Annotated in this window: 13 protein-coding genes; 7 read left to right on the top strand and 6 right to left on the bottom strand. The window is 72.9% G+C overall.

What is annotated here, in order from left to right; all coding sequences use genetic code 11:
- The first annotated feature begins 95 nt into the window (after positions 1-95).
- A complete protein-coding gene (locus ACQ393_RS02070) occupies positions 96-4,595 on the top strand; it encodes a beta strand repeat-containing protein (protein WP_430645155.1) in 4,500 nt (1,499 codons plus the stop codon).
- Positions 4,596-4,703: 108 nt separating this feature from the next.
- Here ACQ393_RS02070 and ACQ393_RS02075 read toward each other — a convergent pair whose 3' ends face one another.
- The 5 genes from ACQ393_RS02075 to ACQ393_RS02095 form a co-directional block, all read right to left on the bottom strand.
- The gene (locus ACQ393_RS02075) at positions 4,704-5,141 is read right to left on the bottom strand and encodes a phytase (protein ID WP_430645156.1); all 438 of its coding nucleotides are present in this window, start codon (positions 5,139-5,141) and stop codon (positions 4,704-4,706) included.
- A gap of 115 nt (positions 5,142-5,256) precedes the next feature.
- A complete protein-coding gene (locus ACQ393_RS02080) occupies positions 5,257-5,514 on the bottom strand; it encodes a DUF4190 domain-containing protein (RefSeq protein ID WP_430645157.1) in 258 nt (85 codons plus the stop codon).
- 67 nt (positions 5,515-5,581) lie between these two features.
- A complete protein-coding gene (locus tag ACQ393_RS02085; RefSeq protein WP_430645158.1) occupies positions 5,582-5,977 on the bottom strand; it encodes a YybH family protein in 396 nt (131 codons plus the stop codon).
- Between the two features lie 66 nt (positions 5,978-6,043).
- Positions 6,044-7,399 carry a glycosyltransferase gene (locus tag ACQ393_RS02090; protein WP_430645159.1) on the bottom strand — a complete coding sequence of 452 codons (1,356 nt, stop codon included), beginning with the start codon at positions 7,397-7,399 and terminating at the stop codon, positions 6,044-6,046.
- Positions 7,399-8,019 (bottom strand): TetR family transcriptional regulator, encoded by a 621-nt coding sequence (locus ACQ393_RS02095; protein WP_430645160.1) that lies wholly within the window; start codon positions 8,017-8,019, stop codon positions 7,399-7,401. The genes ACQ393_RS02090 and ACQ393_RS02095 overlap by 1 nt, the downstream gene beginning before the upstream one ends.
- Positions 8,020-8,111: 92 nt before the next feature.
- Here ACQ393_RS02095 and ACQ393_RS02100 point away from each other — a divergent pair, with 92 nt between their 5' ends.
- The 4 genes from ACQ393_RS02100 (at position 8,112) to ACQ393_RS02115 (ending at position 13,281) form a co-directional block, all read left to right on the top strand.
- Positions 8,112-9,020, top strand: coding sequence for a DNA-formamidopyrimidine glycosylase family protein (locus tag ACQ393_RS02100; protein WP_430645161.1), 909 nt, complete (start codon positions 8,112-8,114; stop codon positions 9,018-9,020).
- 7 nt (positions 9,021-9,027) lie between these two features.
- Complete coding sequence (locus ACQ393_RS02105; protein ID WP_430645162.1) at positions 9,028-9,462, top strand: hypothetical protein; 435 nt, start codon at positions 9,028-9,030, stop codon at positions 9,460-9,462.
- A gap of 86 nt (positions 9,463-9,548) precedes the next feature.
- Positions 9,549-10,889 carry a serine hydrolase domain-containing protein gene (locus ACQ393_RS02110; RefSeq protein WP_430645163.1) on the top strand — a complete coding sequence of 447 codons (1,341 nt, stop codon included), beginning with the start codon at positions 9,549-9,551 and terminating at the stop codon, positions 10,887-10,889.
- 163 nt (positions 10,890-11,052) lie between these two features.
- Positions 11,053-13,281 carry a hypothetical protein gene (locus tag ACQ393_RS02115; protein ID WP_430645164.1) on the top strand — a complete coding sequence of 743 codons (2,229 nt, stop codon included), beginning with the start codon at positions 11,053-11,055 and terminating at the stop codon, positions 13,279-13,281.
- A gap of 7 nt (positions 13,282-13,288) precedes the next feature.
- Here ACQ393_RS02115 and ACQ393_RS02120 read toward each other — a convergent pair whose 3' ends face one another.
- The gene (locus tag ACQ393_RS02120; protein WP_430645165.1) at positions 13,289-13,876 is read right to left on the bottom strand and encodes a TetR/AcrR family transcriptional regulator; all 588 of its coding nucleotides are present in this window, start codon (positions 13,874-13,876) and stop codon (positions 13,289-13,291) included.
- Positions 13,877-14,034: 158 nt separating this feature from the next.
- Between ACQ393_RS02120 and ACQ393_RS02125 the strand changes: the two genes are divergently transcribed.
- Together ACQ393_RS02125 and ACQ393_RS02130 are read left to right on the top strand one after the other, a co-directional pair.
- Complete coding sequence (locus tag ACQ393_RS02125; RefSeq protein ID WP_430645166.1) at positions 14,035-15,087, top strand: 2,3-butanediol dehydrogenase; 1,053 nt, start codon at positions 14,035-14,037, stop codon at positions 15,085-15,087.
- A gap of 72 nt (positions 15,088-15,159) precedes the next feature.
- A complete protein-coding gene (locus tag ACQ393_RS02130; RefSeq protein ID WP_430645167.1) occupies positions 15,160-15,636 on the top strand; it encodes a GNAT family N-acetyltransferase in 477 nt (158 codons plus the stop codon).
- The last annotated feature ends 60 nt before the right edge of the window (positions 15,637-15,696 follow it).

Here is a 15,696-nt window from a genome sequence, read left to right on the forward strand (position 1 = left end):
GCGGAGGGTTCCGTCCGCCACGCTGAGCGCAGGTTCATCGCCGTGCTGCGATCCGTTCGGAACCGAGGCGACGATGCCGAGCCCGAGGAGGCCCGATGTCCGCCGTGCCCGCGCGTGCCGATCGAACCCGCGTCGATGAGGAGCACCGGCGTCGCCGCATCCGCGTTCCCGGACCCGGACTCGTGTTCGCCGCCATCGTGGCGCTCGTCGTCGGGTTCGGCGCGCCATCCGTCGCCGTCGCCTCGCACGTCGAGACGCAGCTCACCGGCGTCTGCGCCCAGAAGTCGAACGGGCTGGCGCGCGTCGCCGCCGGCCCCGGGGACTGCCGGCCGAAGCAGGAGACGTTCGTCGCGATCTGGCCCGGCCCGACGGAGCTGTGCATCCAGCCGGACGGCTCGGTCCGCAGCTTCTCGTCGGCCAAGGCGTGCACGCGCATGAAGCCGCCCGGCGAGATCGTCACCGTGCCGTCCAGCACGCCGATGACCTTCTGCGCGCCCGCATCGGGCGTGCTGCGCCGCGTGGATGCCGCGACAGCGTGCGGCCCCGGCGAGACGCGCTATGTCATCGGCAACCATGACCCGAGCGACATCGTGCTCGACGGTGATGACGTGCTCGAGAACGAGCCGGCGGGCACGGATGTCGGGACCTTCTCGATCACGGACGCCGACCCGGCCGCCACGCCCACGTTCAGCCTCGTCGCGGGCCCCGGCGACGACGACAACGCGAGCTTCGCGATCTCGGGCGACGTGCTCGAGACGGCCGCCGAGTTCGACTTCGAGGCGAAGACGACGTACTCGATCCGCGTCCGCGCCACCGACGGCTACGGCGGCAGCATCGAGGAGGCGTTCACGATCGACGTGCTCGACGTCGACGAGGACGTGCCGCCGACGGCGATCGACGATACGGCGACGGTCGCCGAGGATACATCCGCCAGCGCGATCGACGTGCTCGCGAACGACGTCGACCCCGACGCAGGTCCGATCTCGATCGACCAGGTCACGCAGCCCTCGAACGGCACGGTCGTGATCGCCGCCGGCGCGGCATACCTCACCTACGCGCCCGACGCCGACTACTGCACCGACCCGCCCGGCACGACGACCGACGACTTCACCTACACGCTCGCGCCCGGCGGCTCGACCGCGACCGTCGCGATGACCGTGACGTGCGTCGACGACGCGCCGACGGCGGTCGACGACACGGCCACGGTGGCCGAGGACTCCGGGGCGACGGCGCTCGACGTGCTCGCGAACGACACCGACGTCGACGGCGCGTTCGCCATCGCGTCGGCGACCGACCCGGCGAACGGCACCGTGGCGCTCACCGGTGGCGCTCCGGGGGCGCACACGGGCCTCACCTACGAGCCCGACGCCGACTTCTGCAACGACCCGCCCGGCACGACCACCGACGACTTCACCTACACGCTCGCGCCCGGCGGGGCGACGGCGACGGTCTCGGTCACCGTGATCTGCGTCGATGACGGACCGCTCGCGGGCGACGACACCTTCACGGGCGCCGATTCGGCGATCGGCAACACCGCGTTCGTCATCGACGACCCGACCGACGGGCCGCCGAGCGTCGCCGGCCCGCACGTTCTCGTGACGGGCAGCCTGCTCGCCAATGACGGCGATCCCGACTCGGCGGGAGAGCTCGCGATCGTCGCGGGGACCTTCGCGACCGAGGACGGCGGCACCGTGACCCTCGAGGCCGACGGCGACGCCGTGTTCCGCCCCGCGGCCGGGAGGAGCTGCACCGACACGCTCGACGCGTTCGAGTACACGGTGATCGGTGCCGCCGATCCGGGCGGCCCGTCCGACGTGGGACGGGTCATCATCCAGGTCGCCGGGTGCGTCTGGTACGTGAGCAACGCCGCCGACGGGAACGCCGGCACCTCGACGGCCCCGTTCGACACGCTCGCACAGGCCGGCGCCGCAACGCCGAACGGCGACGCGATCTTCGTGTTCGAGGGTGACGGCACGACCACCGGGTACGACACCGGCATCGGGCTCGACGGCGGCCAGCAGCTCATCGGCGAGGCCGCCGATCTCGTCGTGCTCGGGCGCTCGCTGCACGACGGCGTTCCGAGCGACCGGCCGATGCTCACGGCGACGGAGAACCTCGACGCGATCTCGATCAGCAGCGGCAACCACATCGCCGGGTTGACGCTCGACCCCGGCGTCGGGGGCGGCGGCATCTCAGGCGGCGGCTCGTCGCACGAGATCCACGACGTGCGCATCATCGACACCGGCACGAAAGGCGACGACCCGGGCATCGATCTCGTGAGGACGACCGGCACGGTCGAGCTGTACGACCTCATCATCCTCAACGATGCGATCGGCATCGCGCTCGACGAGGTCGGGCACGCGCTGTTCGACGGACCCGGCCTCGTGTCCGTCCATTCGCGGGGCGCTCCCGCGCTCGTGGCCGAGCTCTCAGACCTCGACGGCAGCCGGTTCGACCAGCTCATCGCCGAGGACTCGGCGGCCGGCGGCATCCGTCTCGCCGCCACCACGGGCGCCGTGACCATCGGCGGCCTCGACCTCGACACGACCGGCACCGTGCCCGCGTTCCTGCTCGACTTCTCCGGACCGGTGACCGTCGAGGCCGCCGGCACCGCCGACATCACGGCCGCAGGCGGCCCGGCCGTGCACGTGCTCGGGTCGTCGGGCTCGACGCTCGCGTTCGACTCGGTGTCGTCGACGAGCCCGACCTACGGCGTCAGCCTCAGCAGCTTCGGCACGGGGACCTTCTCCGCCTCCGGCGGCACGCTGACCTCAGGTGGCGCGGCGTTCGACATCGCAGGCGGGAGCGGCGACATCGGCTACGGCGGAACCATCGGCGACGGCGCGGGCACGCTGAGCGCGCGGGTGCAGGACCGGACCGGAGGCACCGTGACCGTCTCGGGACCGATCACGGATGGTCCCGACGCGGGCGGCGGAATCCTGCTGACCGGCAACACCGGCGGAGCGACGGTCTTCTCCGGCGCGACCAAGACGCTCTCCACGGAAACCGCGTCGGCGATCCGCTTCGAGCTCTCCGACGGTCACGCGCTCTCCCTCACCGGCGGCGGCCTCGACGTGGACACGACGGCGGGATCGGGCGTCACCGCCTCGGCATCCGGATCGATCGCGATCACGGGCGCAGGCAACACGATCGACACGACGACGGGCGCCGCGATCACCGTCCTGGCGACCGACATCGCGTCCGACGGCATGACGCTCCAACGGGTCTCGTCCGATGGCGCGCCGTTCGGGATCGGTCTGAATGCGACCGGCACTGCGGGGCGGCTCATGGTGACGGGCCTGGGCAGCACGGCCCAGGGCGGCGACCACTCGGGCGGAACGATCCAGAACACGGTCGGTGCGGGCATCTCGTTCGCGAACACCGTGAATCCCTCCTTCCGGAACGTCCGCGTCCTGAACGCCGGAGCGAGCGGCGTCGCCGGTGCCGGCGTCGCCGGCTTCTCATTCACGTACGGAACGATCAGCGGCGCGGGGGACGCCGTCGGCGAGGACGCGATCGCGTTCGACGGCGTCGGCGGAGACAACCTCACCGGAGCGGTCGACATCTCCGGCAACGTCATCACGGAACCGTTCACCGACGGGATCACGATCGCGAACGCCGGCGGCACCATCGGCTCGGCGACCATCTCGGGGAACCGCATCGAGAAGGACGCACTCGCGACCGACGGCGCCGCGCTCCGCCTCGCCGCGAAGGGCAGCGCGAGCGGAGCGGCGACCCTCACCAAGGCGACCGTCTCGTCGAACGTGCTCCACGGCTTCGCCGCGGGAACGGGCATCGTCATCACCGGTGGGAACGAGGCCGGCCCGGCGAAGGCGACGCTCGGCACACCGAACTCTCCGATGAACGTGATCGCCGTCACCGGCAATCGCATGGACGGCGGCAACGGCGGCCTGAACGGCCAGCCCGAGGCGTTCACCACCGTGCAGGTGTTCGGCGTCGCCGACGGCAATGTCGACGTGTCGAGCAACGGCACGACGACCGAGCCGCTGCGACACCTCGACTGCATGGCGATCGAGACCACGGTCGCCGGCACGGCGACGGTCTCCACGCGGATCACCAACAACGTCATCGACGCGGGAAGTCGATCGGGATGCCCGGGCATCGGGCAGACCGCCACGACGCTGAACGGGATCGGGCCGACGCTCAGGGGTTCGATCCTGAACAACGACGTGCGCGCGACCGGCGGGCCCGGCATCTCGGTCGAGTCGGCCGGGAACGCCAGCGACGTCACCGTTCAGGTCTCGGCCAATACGGTCGCCGCCCCGACCGGGAGCGGGTTCGCCGGCATCGACCTGACCTCCGGCGGCATGGCCGGCGACGCAGCACTCTGCGTTGCGGTCACGATCAACCAGGCGACCGGCAGCAGCGGCCCGTTCGGCGTCGTTCCGGGCATCGTGCTCAGGAAGATCGGCACCGACCCGAACGTGAACTCGTTCGGGATCCAGGGGCTCGCACCCTCGCCCGCCGCGTCGCCGACCGTCGAGAACTACGTGAACTCGCAGAACCCGACCGCGACCGGCACGTTCCTCTCCTCCGCGACGTCGGGCTTCACCTCGTGCACGGCGGTGGCGTGACGCGGGCGCGGGGTGGTTGCGCAACGGCGGCGGGCCGGCCGGCGAGCGGCCCGGCCCGCCGCCGCGGACCGGGCCCGCCGGTCATCAGCGCGTCGAACAGCGCCCGCCTCAGCCGAACCGCGGGTCGTTCCCCGCGACCGTGCTCACCTTGAGCCCGAGGGCGTCCGCGACATCCGCCCACTGCACGTAGGAGAAGTTCGTCGCGTCGCGCTCCTCGTCGACGCCCGCGCCCGTCTCGGGCTCGTCGTGGGTGACGAGGAGACCCTCGCGGTACTCGCCGGCCGGGCGATTCGTGACCGCGAGGCCGTCGGAGCCGTTGATCTCGTCGGCGCCCGCGACGCCGCCCACGCCGAAGGCGCCGACGAGCTTGTTGCGGCCCTGCCGCTGGTAGACGGCGAACGTGTCGTCGCCCTGGCTCGACACGATGAGGTAGCCGGTCGCGCCGGTGCCGGCGTCGGGCAGAGCGGATGCCGCCGCAGGGGCGCCGATCACGATGGCGCAGGCGGCGATCGTCGCGGCCGCGCCGGGCAGGAATCGAGTGGTCATGCGCACGAGATTCCCCGAACCGGGGGAACTCGCGGTGGCCGTGAGGTGACGGATGGCCCAATCTCGACGCGCGCCGGCCGCTCGACGCCCGCGACGACGGACGTCACCCCCCGGCTCAGGTGTTCGCCGAGATCGCGAGCCCGCCGAAGATCAGGATGAACAGCATGATCAGGGCGCCCGCGACCACGCCGGCCCAGCCGACGATCACGGCCGTGAGGGCGAGACCGCGGCCCCGCTCGCCCGTCTTGGCGATCTGCGAGAGGGCGATGTGGCCGAAGATCAGGCCGAGGATGATCGTGAACCAGACGGTGATGATCGCGGCGATCGCCCAGATGTTCCAGCGGTCGGTCTGCGGGGTGGCGGGAGCAGTCATGGCGCGAGAGTAGCGTTCGTGCCCCCGGCTGTCACGGGTCGAACGGGCCGCAACCCGTCGCACGCCGTCACGCCATCGTGTCGGCGTGCCGGTGCACGACCTTCCACGTGCCGTCCTCGCGGCGGTAGACCTGCGTCGAGCGCACGGTGAAGGTGCTCGGCGTTCCGTCCTTCATCGCGGAGATGCGCTCGTAGCCGACGGTGTACGCCATGTCGCCCGAGACGTCGAACGAGATCAGCTCGAAGGCGTAGTCGGTGCAGGCCGCGAAGCTCGCCGCGAGGTCGTCGAACGCGTCGAGCAACTCCGACCTGCCGACCGCGTTGCGCCAGGCGCCGAGCACGCTCACCTCATCGGTGGCGGACCAGGTCGTACGCCGCGGGCCGGCGTCGCCGTTGAACAGGGCCCGTTCGGCCGGTGCGAGCGAGTTGTTGATCCAGATCAGGAATTCCTCGCGGTCGTTCATGGGTTCAGCATCCTCCGGTCGAGCGCCGGGCACAACGGCACCGCCGCGCGGTGCGGTCCCGACGGGTCACGGATGCCGCAGCGTCGCCGCACGCGGCAGGGTGGCGAGCCGCTCGAGCACGACGAGGGCCTCGCCCGAGCCGTCCTCCTCGGCCATCCGCGAGGCCGCGGCATCGACGGCCGGCTGGAACGCCGGCGCGGCGGCCAGCGCCTCGCCGAGCCGCTCGGCGCTCAGCCGTCGCTGCGGGATCGGGGCCGGCGCGAGCCCGTTGCGGTGGAGGGTCGCGCCCCAGAACGGCTGGTCGGCGATGAACGGCACGATGATCGACACCGTGCCCGCGGCGGTCGCCGCCTGCACCGTGCCGATGCCGCCGTGGTGCACGGCCGCGATCGCGCGCGGCAGCACCGCCGCGTGGTCGACCGCCCGGGTGACGAACACGTCGTCGCCGCGCAGGTCGTCGGGCACGGCGATGCCGCCGAGCCCGGTGGCGACGAGCAGGCGGATGCTGCGCGCCCGCGCCGCCGCGACGAGCGCGCGTCCGCGCGCGACGGGGTCGCCGGCCGCCATCGAGCCGAACCCGGCGTAGGCGAACGGGCCGCCGTCGAGGAAGGCGGCGAGCGCCGGGTCGAGGATCGCGCCGGTGGGCGCGGCGCTCGCGGCATCCGTCGCCACCGGGTCGGACGCGCCGTGCGCCGGCCCCGCGGCATCCGTCGTCGTCGAATCGGCCGTCGCGGGCGCCGCCTCCGCGGCATCCGCCTCGGCCGTCGACCGCGCGGATGCACGCCACGGGCCCGTGAGCGAGACGGTCTCCGGCCAGTCGGCGGGGCGTGGGAGGATCACCGGGCTGATCGGCAGCATCGTCGCCGCGGGCGCCGACGCCGGGTGCGGACGACCCACGCCCATGACGTCGGCCGCCTCGTCGATCTCGCGCCGGAACATGCCGGCTGCGGCCGCACCCGCCCGATACGACAGGCGGTTCAGCGGCCCGAGGTCGCGTGCGACCGTGCCGGCGGCGGGGAACTCGCGCGTCGGCGTGACCGCCGGAACCATCTCGACGAGCACGTGCGGGATGCCGAGCGCATCGGCGACGACCGGCGCCGAGAGCACCTTCGGGTGCCACGCGATGACATCCGGACGGAACTCGAGCGCCGCGTGCGCGGCGTTGACGATGACCCCGCGCATGACGGGCCGCACGACCTCGCGGAGGTTCCGCATCGCCGCGAGCGGCGAGACGCCCTGCGATTCGATCATCGCGGAGAAGTCGGCCTCGAGGCTCCGCACGTCGAGGCCGGCGAGGTCGACCCCGGAGTTGTCGGGCACGGCCAGGCGAACGTCGTGACCGGCCGCCGCGGCGCGGCGCGCCAGCGCGGCGAACGGTTCCACGTCGCCGCGCGAGCCCGCGGTGACGAGCAGCAGCTTCATCATGCCTCCTGGGTGACGGTGTCGGCCGGGACGAGGCCGGTCGCGGCGAGCAGCCGGTCGTCGGTCATCAGCCCGTCGGTGTACAGCTCGGCGAGTGGCACGGCCAGACGCGCGAGCGCGGCCTGCGCGTCGCCGCCGGCCCAGACGGCCAGGCGATCGAGCAGCAGGAGGGGTGCGACGCCGAGCAGGACGAGCACGGCGGCCTGCGCCTCCGGGTCGCGGGAGGGGCGGAGCCATCCGTTCGCCGCACCCTCGTCGATCGACGCGCGCGCGATCTCGCGCAGCCGCGTGAAGAGGGCGTCGGATGCCGCGCCGCCATCGCCCAGCATTCGAGCGAGGTAGGGGCCGAAGGTGCCGAGCACCTCGCCGAGCACGTCGGATGCCGCGGAGGCGCCCTGCTTCTCAGCGATGAAGCGCGCGACGCGCGCGTCGCACCGCTCGCGGAGGGCCTGCTTCGTGCCGAAGTGGTGCGTGACGAGCGCGGTGCTGACGCCCGCGTGCGCGGCGATCTCGCGCATCGTGGCCGCCTCGTAGCCGCGCGCGGCGAACCGGTCGAGCGCCGCGGCGACGATGCGCGCGCGGGCGGTGAGGTCGCCCTCGGCGACCATGGCTGAACGCATGTACAGCATTCTGTCACGTCGTACAGTGCGGGGGAAGGCCCACGGGTCGGAAGGCCGTTGGCAGGGTCGGCGGTGCATGCGAGGCTGTCGGCATGCCCGAATCGCCGGAGGTGCAGGCCCTCGCCGACGAGCTCGACGCGACGCTGCGCGGGCGTGCCGTCGGCGGCGTCGACGTCGTCGAGTTCCGCGTCACCAAGACGCGCAGCCGCCCGCTGACGACGATCGTCGGCGGGCGGGTGCTGGGCGTCACGCGGCACGGCAAGCTGTTCGCGATCGAGCTCGACGGTTCCGAGTTCCTCGTCGTCTCGCTGGGCCGGCACGGCTGGGCGCGTTGGGGTGGCGACGCGCCGGAGGCTGCGGCCACCGGGACCGAGGCGACGGATGCCGCAGGCGCGGCGCCCGTCGCAGCGGCCGCCGACGCCGAACCCCCGCCCCCGACGCTCGTCTCACTCGAGTTCGACGGCGGCGCCGTGCTCGAGCTCACGGACGCCGGCGGCTGGGTGTCGCTCGGCTGCTTCGTGGTCGACGAGCCGAACGAGGTCGCGGCGATCGCCAAGCACGGGCCCGACCCCGCCGACCCGGCGTTCACGCGAGAGGACTTCGACCGCGCGGTCGCCGGGCGTCGCAAGCAGGTCAAGGCGATCCTGCAGGAGCAGGAGTCGCTCGCGGGCATCGGCAACGCGTACTCCGACGAGATCCTCTTCGCCGCGCGGCTCTCCCCGGTCGCGCACGCGTCGACCCTCGCCGACGACGAGTTGCAGCGGTTGTACGAGGCGACCACCGGCACGATCCGCGGCGCGATCGAGGCGCGCAGCGGCATCCCCATCGACCGCCTGAAGCGGGCGAAGGTCGACGCCATGCAGGTGCACGGGCGCACCGGTGAGCCCTGCCCGGGCGGGTGCGGCGGTGAGGTCCGCGACTTCAGCTTCGCGAGCACGACCGCGCAGTACTGCCCCGAATGCCAGACCGGCGGCGAGATCCTGCCGCTGAAGGAGGGGTAGGGCCGCGGTGGGCGAGGAGCGCGGGCCCGCGACATCCGCCCCGCCCCCGGTCGTGATCGTCGTCGACGTCGCGAATGTCATGGGATCGCGGCCCGACGGATGGTGGCGCGACCGGGCCGGCGCGGCGACGAGACTGCTCGAGCTGATGTCGCGGCTCGCGACCGGCGCCCCGGTCGCGTTGCCCGACGGTGCGGAGATCGCGGTCGCGCGGGTCGTCGCCGTGGTCGAGGGGGCGGCGAGGGCGGCATCCGCCCCTGAGGGGATCGAGGTCGTGCGCGCACCCGCCGACGGCGACGGCGCCATCGTCGATGCGGCCGCGCGGTTCGGCGCGGCGGGGGAGGCCGTGCTGGTCGTCACGGCCGACCGCGGCCTGCGGGCGCGGCTCGCGCCCGGCGTGCGGGTGGCCGGGCCCGGCTGGCTGAACGACCTGCTCGGCCGCTGAGCCGTCGCCCGCGCGCCGCGCGCACGCCGCACGCGCGGATCCGGGCGGTCCGGACACCCCTGTCCGCCCTGTTACGATCCTTGCTCGTGCGTCTCCTCCGCCGGGCCGTCAGCGTCGTCGCCCTCCTCGCCCTCGTGCTCATCGCCGCCTTCACGGGCGTGTACCTCTGGCAGCAGCCGATCCTGCTGACCGGCACCGGGTACGCCGCCCACAACGCGTGCGCCGTCACCGAGGTCGCCGGGCGCGAGGACCCCGCGACGGACCTCCCCGAGAACCCGCTCGTGCCCTACCTCGACGTGCAGGGGGCGGGCGACCCGACGACGGGCACGCTCCTCGGCCAGCTCGCGCGCCAGCGCGCCTGGTACACCGAGGGCTTCGGCTGCACGCTCGCCGACCACCGGCCCGACCTCGGGGAGGCCGCCACGGTCGCCGCCGGGGCGAACCCGCTGACGGATGCCGCGGCGCCGGTCGCCGAACCCGGCGTGGAGGCCGCGATCTCCCGCGCGTTCGGCGACGACCTCGACGCGGCCGACCGCGACGCCCTCGGCACGCGAGGCGTGGTCGTGCTGAAGAACGGCGTGCTCGTCGGCGAGCGCTACGCCGACGGCTTCGACGCATCCACGCCGCAGCTCGGCTGGTCGATGACGAAGAGCGTGACGAACCTGATCACCGGCATGCTCGTGCAGCAGGGCGTCGTCGCGCTCGACGACGACCACCTGCGGCCCGAGTGGACCGACGGCCGCGCCGACATCACCGTCGACCAGCTGCTCCGCCAGACCAGCGGCCTCGAGTGGGACGAGACCTACGACCTCGGCACGCCCATCACGCGCATGCTCTACCTCGAGGAGGACATGGGCGACTACGTCGCCAGCCTCCCGCTCGAGCATGAACCGGGCACGGTGCAGGAGTATTCGAGCGGCAACACGACACTGCTCTGCGACATCCTCGTCGAGCGCACCGGCCTCGGCGCCGACCTGCCTCGGCGCACCCTGCTGGGCGCGCTGGGACTCTCGTCGGCGGTCATGGAACCGGATGCCTCGGGCACGCCCGTCTGCTCGTCGTACCTGTGGGCGACGCCACGCGACTGGGCCGCGATCGGCCAGTTCGCGCTGCAGGGCGGCGACTGGAACGGCGTGCAGCTGCTGCCCGACGGCTGGATGCCGCAGAGCCTCGAGCCGACCGACGTCGCCGAGACGGATGACCCGGGCCTCGCCTCGACGTGGCGCCTGAACACCCTGCCCGACGGATCGCTCCGCTGGCCCACCCTGCCCGAGGACACGTACTACGCCAGCGGCCACGACGGCCAGAAGGTCATCGTCGTGCCGTCGGAGCAGCTCGTCGTCGTGCGCATGGGGTTCACGCCCGAGGTCGACGACGACCCGTCGGTCGTGCGCATGGTCGACGAGGTCATCGACGCACTCGGCTGACGGCAGTCAGGGCTGCCACTGTCCCGGCGGCACGCCGCATCACTAGAATCGCGCCAGACAGGCGCGGATCATGCAGGGCGGCACATCGGCACGACGGGTCCGAGCACCGGGGGCGGCGCTCGCGATGGGCGCTGCCGTCCCGCTCACGGGATGCAGTGCCGCGATGGGCGAGACTCCCTCGATCAGCGCGTGGACCACGGCGATCGGCGCACGCTGGCACACGTTCGTCGATGAGGTGCTCGTGCCGCTCGGTGACGCGCTGCTCGCGATGCTCGTGGCGTGGCTCGTGCTCGCGGTCGCCGCGCGCCTCGTCGCGCTGCTGCCCGGCGTCCGGAACCTGAAGGCGACCCGCCGCACGGGCTCGGTGCTCCGCGTGGTCGGATGGGCCCTCGTCGTGCTGGTGCCCGTCGTCATCGTGATCGCCACCGCGTACGCCGACGACGGCGCCGCGGCCTGGCTCGTCATCGCGCTGCCGCTCGCACTCGTCACCGTCGGCGTCCTCGGCCCCGGCCTCGCGACGAGGTCGCGGCTCGACGCGAAGGTGATCGGCCCCGACGGCTCGACCAACACGGCGTGGTCGATCGACGCGCTCATGCAGGTCCGCAACGCGAACCTCGACGACCCGCGCGAGCGCGTCGAGCGCCCGAGCTCGCCCGACCTCGGCGAGTTCATCGCGATCGCCGACCGCAGCGGCAGCGGCGTGGCATCCGCCCTCGCCTGGCTCTTCCAGGTGCTGTTCAACTCGGCCCCGTGGATGCTGCAGGTCACGATCCTCGATGCGCGATCGGGGATCGCGACGCTCCGCCGGAACGGCAACTCGCTCGACGAGGTCGAGCTGGCGCTCGAGTGGGACTCGGACGAGCCCGACCAGCACCGCAAGCTGCTCGCGCTCGCCGCGGGGTTCACCGCCATGACGATGGCCGAGCGCTACCCCGACGTGCGCGGGTTCTACCGCGCGAAGAGCTGGAAGTCGGTCGGCTACCTCGGCCTCGCGCGCATGACCCGCGGCGACGAGCGGCGGCACTACCTGAGCCGCGCGATCGAGGAGGACCCGACCAGCATCCTCGCCGAGTACGACCGCGTGTTCGACCGCTACGGCGCCATCGAGGACCGCGCCTCGATCGAGTCGTTCCTCGACCGCCTCGAGCCGATCGTGAACCAGGCCGCGTGGCTCTGCGGGGAGTCCGAGGTCTTCCCCGGCATCCCCCAGAAGGTGTGGCACGACTTCGTCCGGGTCGAAGCGGAGCTCGGTCCGGCGCGCATCGATCCCGCCGACCTCCGCAGGGGCGTGCGCCCCATCCAGGCGCGCCTCGACGAACGGCGGAAGTCGCGCCCACCGGCCCCGGAGCCGCGCGCGATGCTGCTCCGCACGCTCACGCTCTACATGATGGCGGCCCGCAACTGGGCGGCGTACGCCGACCTCGACGGGTCCGCCGTCGACGACGCCGCGGTGGACGCGCGTCGCGCTCGCATCCGCGTCGCCATCGACCGCTTCATCGACCTGCTCGAGCAGGAGAGCGCGACGCCGCGCCGCGACCCCAACCGGGTGCTCTCGCGCATGCGCGCTCGGGCGGCGCTCTGCTACCTGATCTTCAACCCGGATGTCGCGGGGGACTGGGGCGAGGAGGACGGATCGCGCCGCACCGGCGCGACGGGCGGGTCGCGGCAGGCGGCCGCCGCGCGGCGCTGGCTTCGCGAGGCGGGCACGTCGCTCGAGATCGAGATCCGGTACTCCTATGCCTGCTTCACCGCGCGCCGGGCTCGCGCGATCGAGGCGCAGGCCGAGCGGAACGTGCTCATCGAGGAGGCGATCCGCGGGGTCAGGTACGCGCGGCACGTCGACTACTACCAGCGTGAGGCGGCGCGCGATCCCGAGCTCATGCTGCTCGGGCACGAGCCGCAGATGCGGGAGCTCGTGCTCGCGCCCATCACCTCGCCGTGGCAGATCGCCCGGTTCGGCGCGCTGCGCCCGCGGCTGGAGCGGCACGGCATCCTCGATCCCGCGCGCATCGCCTCGGATCCGGCGCCCGACGCGCTGCGCGAGGAGCTGGGCCTGGCGCACGACGACTTCGCCCTGCTGGTCGACGACGCGATGATCCTGCACGCGGGCCGGGTCACCGCCGAGGGCGGGCTGACGCCCGAGGAGCGGCTGCGGGCCGTGCGCCACCTCATCGACGACGCCGGCTACTCGATCCCGGCGCTGATCGGGACCTTCGCCGGGGAGTTCGAGGTGCTCGCGCGCTCGGTCGCGACCGCGGTGCACTGGGTGCCGACCGACGAGGAGCTCGCCGACGTCGAGCGCTTCCTCGTGGGGCTCATGGCCCACCTCGAGGCGGAGAGCGGGGAGCCGGAGCCCCCGGCGCCCGAGTCGCCGATCCGGCTGGTCAGCTGACGCGCGCTCAGCTGCTCCACCACCACGGTGCGGAGACCGCGAGGGTGCTGCGGGCGATGTCGTCGGCGTCGCCCGCGGCACCGTCGCGCAGCCAGTGCTCGATGACGCCGACCGTGCCCGCCGCGCCGTAGGCGGCGTAGAGCGCGTGGTGCTCGGCGCGCGAGAGGTGGCCGGCGGCGATGGGGGCCACGTCGGGGTGCTCGTCGAGGTAGTCCGCGAGGGCCGACTCGATGCGGCCCACGAGCATGCCGTGCACGGGCTCGGCGAGGCCCGGGCCCATCGAGTTGAGGTAGATGCGCCGGTGCTCGGCGACGTGGGCGAAGAGCCGGTGCTCGGCGCGTTCGAAGCGCTCGCGGGCGATCCCGTCGAAGGTCGTGAACTCCGCGATCGCGGCGTCGAGGCGGTTCTCGAGGGCGTCGGCGAGCACGTCGGCGACGCTCGAGGCGTGGCGGTAGAACGTGTCGCGGCTGATGCCGGCGCCCCGTGCGAGCGCAGCGACGGAGACGTCGGCCAGCGGCATCCGCTCGACCGTCTCCAGAACGGCCTCCTGCAGCACTGCGCGCGTGCGCGCCTGGCGGGGGTCCATCGCGATCATCGGTTCACCATTCATCCATTATCTGACACCTGTCCGATAAGTGGTATCCTCGATGCGGATCTCCGACGACGGAGACCCGACTCGTGGTCGCACCGCGTGAATCGAACCGCGGCTGCTGCGCCCTCGAGCCGCACCCCACGAGTAAGGAGTCGCACACGATGCGAGCTGTCGTCTTCCACGCCAAGGAGGACCTTCGGGTCGAGGAGATCGAGGAGCCCACGCCGGGCCCCGGCCAGGTGAAGCTGCGCAACGCGTACGCCGGCATCTGCGGATCCGACCTGCACGTCTACTACGCACCCGCCGAGGCCGGCCTCGACCTCGAGCACCCCCACCCCGTCACCGGTTCCACCCTGCCGCAGGTGCTCGGCCACGAGTTCGCCGGCACGGTCGTCGAGCTCGGCGAGGGCGTCGACGGCGTGAAGGTCGGCGACCGGGTCGCCGTCTGGCCGATCTACTTCTGCGGCGAGTGCGCCGCGTGCCGCAAGGGGGCGTACAACGCCTGCCGCACCATCGGCTTCCACGGCCTGACCTCGCACGGCGGCGGCATGGCCGAGTTCACCACCGTCGACGCCACCAAGCTGCACGTGCTGCCCGAGTCGGTCGACCTGCGCCTCGGTGCGCTCGTCGAGCCCATGGCCGTGGCCTGGCACGCGGTCGAGCGGAGCGGCGCGAAGGCCGGCGGCTCGGCGCTCATCGCCGGCGCCGGCCCGATCGGCATCGGCGTGTGGTTCGCGCTCAAGGGCCACGGCATCGAGAACGTGATCGTCTCGGAGCCGAGCCCCGTGCGTCGCGCGGCGATCGAGGCGCTCGGCGCGACCGTCGTCGACCCGGTGAACGAGGACCTCGGCGCGCGTGTCGCCGAGCTCACGAACGGCGACGGCGTGGACGTCGCGTTCGACGCGGCCGGCGTCGGCGTCGCCGTGGCATCCGCCCTCGCCAACCTCGCGCCGCTCGGCCGGCTCGTCGTCGTCGCGCTCCACGAGAAGACGATGGACTTCTTCCCCACGCAGCTCGTCATGGGCGAGACCGAGATCGTCGGCGCGCTCGGCTACCTGCCCGAGGACTTCGACGCGGTCATCGCCAAGATGGCCGAGGGCCTCTACGACACGACCGGCTGGGTCGACGAGATCGGCTTCGACGCCGTCGAGGAGACGATCCACGCCCTCCGCTCGGGCAAGGGCATGAAGTTCCTCGTCTCCAGCGAGGCCTGATCACGACGGGTCCCCGTCGTCGCGACGGGGACCCGTCACGAGGGGGAAACACGCGTGCCGCAGAATGAACCGGTGAGCACCGCCCCCGCACTCGAGATCCGCCCCGGCGACCTCGCCGACGCCCGCGTCATCCGCCTGCTCGAAGACCACCTCGCCGACATGTTCGCGACCTCGCCTGCCGAGAGCGTGCACGCGCTCGACGTCGCCGGCCTCTCGGAGCCTGCGGTGAGCTTCTGGACGATCGGCGAGGGCGACGACCTGCTCGGGTGCGTCGCGCTCAAGGAGCTCGATCCCGCCCACGGCGAGCTGAAGTCGATGCGAACGGATGCCGCGGCCCGCGGCCGTGGGCTCGGCGCCCGCCTGCTCGAGCACGTGCTCGCCGAAGCCGACCGCCGCGGCTACGCCCGGGTCAGCCTGGAGACCGGGTCGGAGGAGTTCTTCCGCCCGGCGCGCACGCTCTACGCGAAGTACGGGTTCGTCGAGACGGGCCCGTTCGCCGACTACGTGCTCGACCCGAACAGCGTGTTCATGACGCGGCAGCGCGGCTGACGGCGAACCCGGCTGCACCGCGGACCCTGCCGACCGCGGGACCGCCCGACCACGACTCCG

This window comes from Agromyces sp. GXS1127, assembly GCF_050565425.1.
Taxonomy (GTDB): Bacteria; Actinomycetota; Actinomycetes; order Actinomycetales; family Microbacteriaceae; genus Agromyces.

Coding starts and splice junctions, on each gene's coding strand:
- ACQ393_RS02070 (WP_430645155.1), top strand. CDS start 96: ATGTCCGCCGTGCCCGCGCGTGCCGATCGAACCCGCGTCGATGAGGAG.
- ACQ393_RS02075 (WP_430645156.1), bottom strand. CDS start 5,141: ATGACCACTCGATTCCTGCCCGGCGCGGCCGCGACGATCGCCGCCTGC.
- ACQ393_RS02080 (WP_430645157.1), bottom strand. CDS start 5,514: ATGACTGCTCCCGCCACCCCGCAGACCGACCGCTGGAACATCTGGGCG.
- ACQ393_RS02085 (WP_430645158.1), bottom strand. CDS start 5,977: ATGAACGACCGCGAGGAATTCCTGATCTGGATCAACAACTCGCTCGCA.
- ACQ393_RS02090 (WP_430645159.1), bottom strand. CDS start 7,399: ATGAAGCTGCTGCTCGTCACCGCGGGCTCGCGCGGCGACGTGGAACCG.
- ACQ393_RS02095 (WP_430645160.1), bottom strand. CDS start 8,019: ATGCGTTCAGCCATGGTCGCCGAGGGCGACCTCACCGCCCGCGCGCGC.
- ACQ393_RS02100 (WP_430645161.1), top strand. CDS start 8,112: ATGCCCGAATCGCCGGAGGTGCAGGCCCTCGCCGACGAGCTCGACGCG.
- ACQ393_RS02115 (WP_430645164.1), top strand. CDS start 11,053: ATGGGCGAGACTCCCTCGATCAGCGCGTGGACCACGGCGATCGGCGCA.
- ACQ393_RS02120 (WP_430645165.1), bottom strand. CDS start 13,876: ATGATCGCGATGGACCCCCGCCAGGCGCGCACGCGCGCAGTGCTGCAG.
- ACQ393_RS02125 (WP_430645166.1), top strand. CDS start 14,035: ATGCGAGCTGTCGTCTTCCACGCCAAGGAGGACCTTCGGGTCGAGGAG.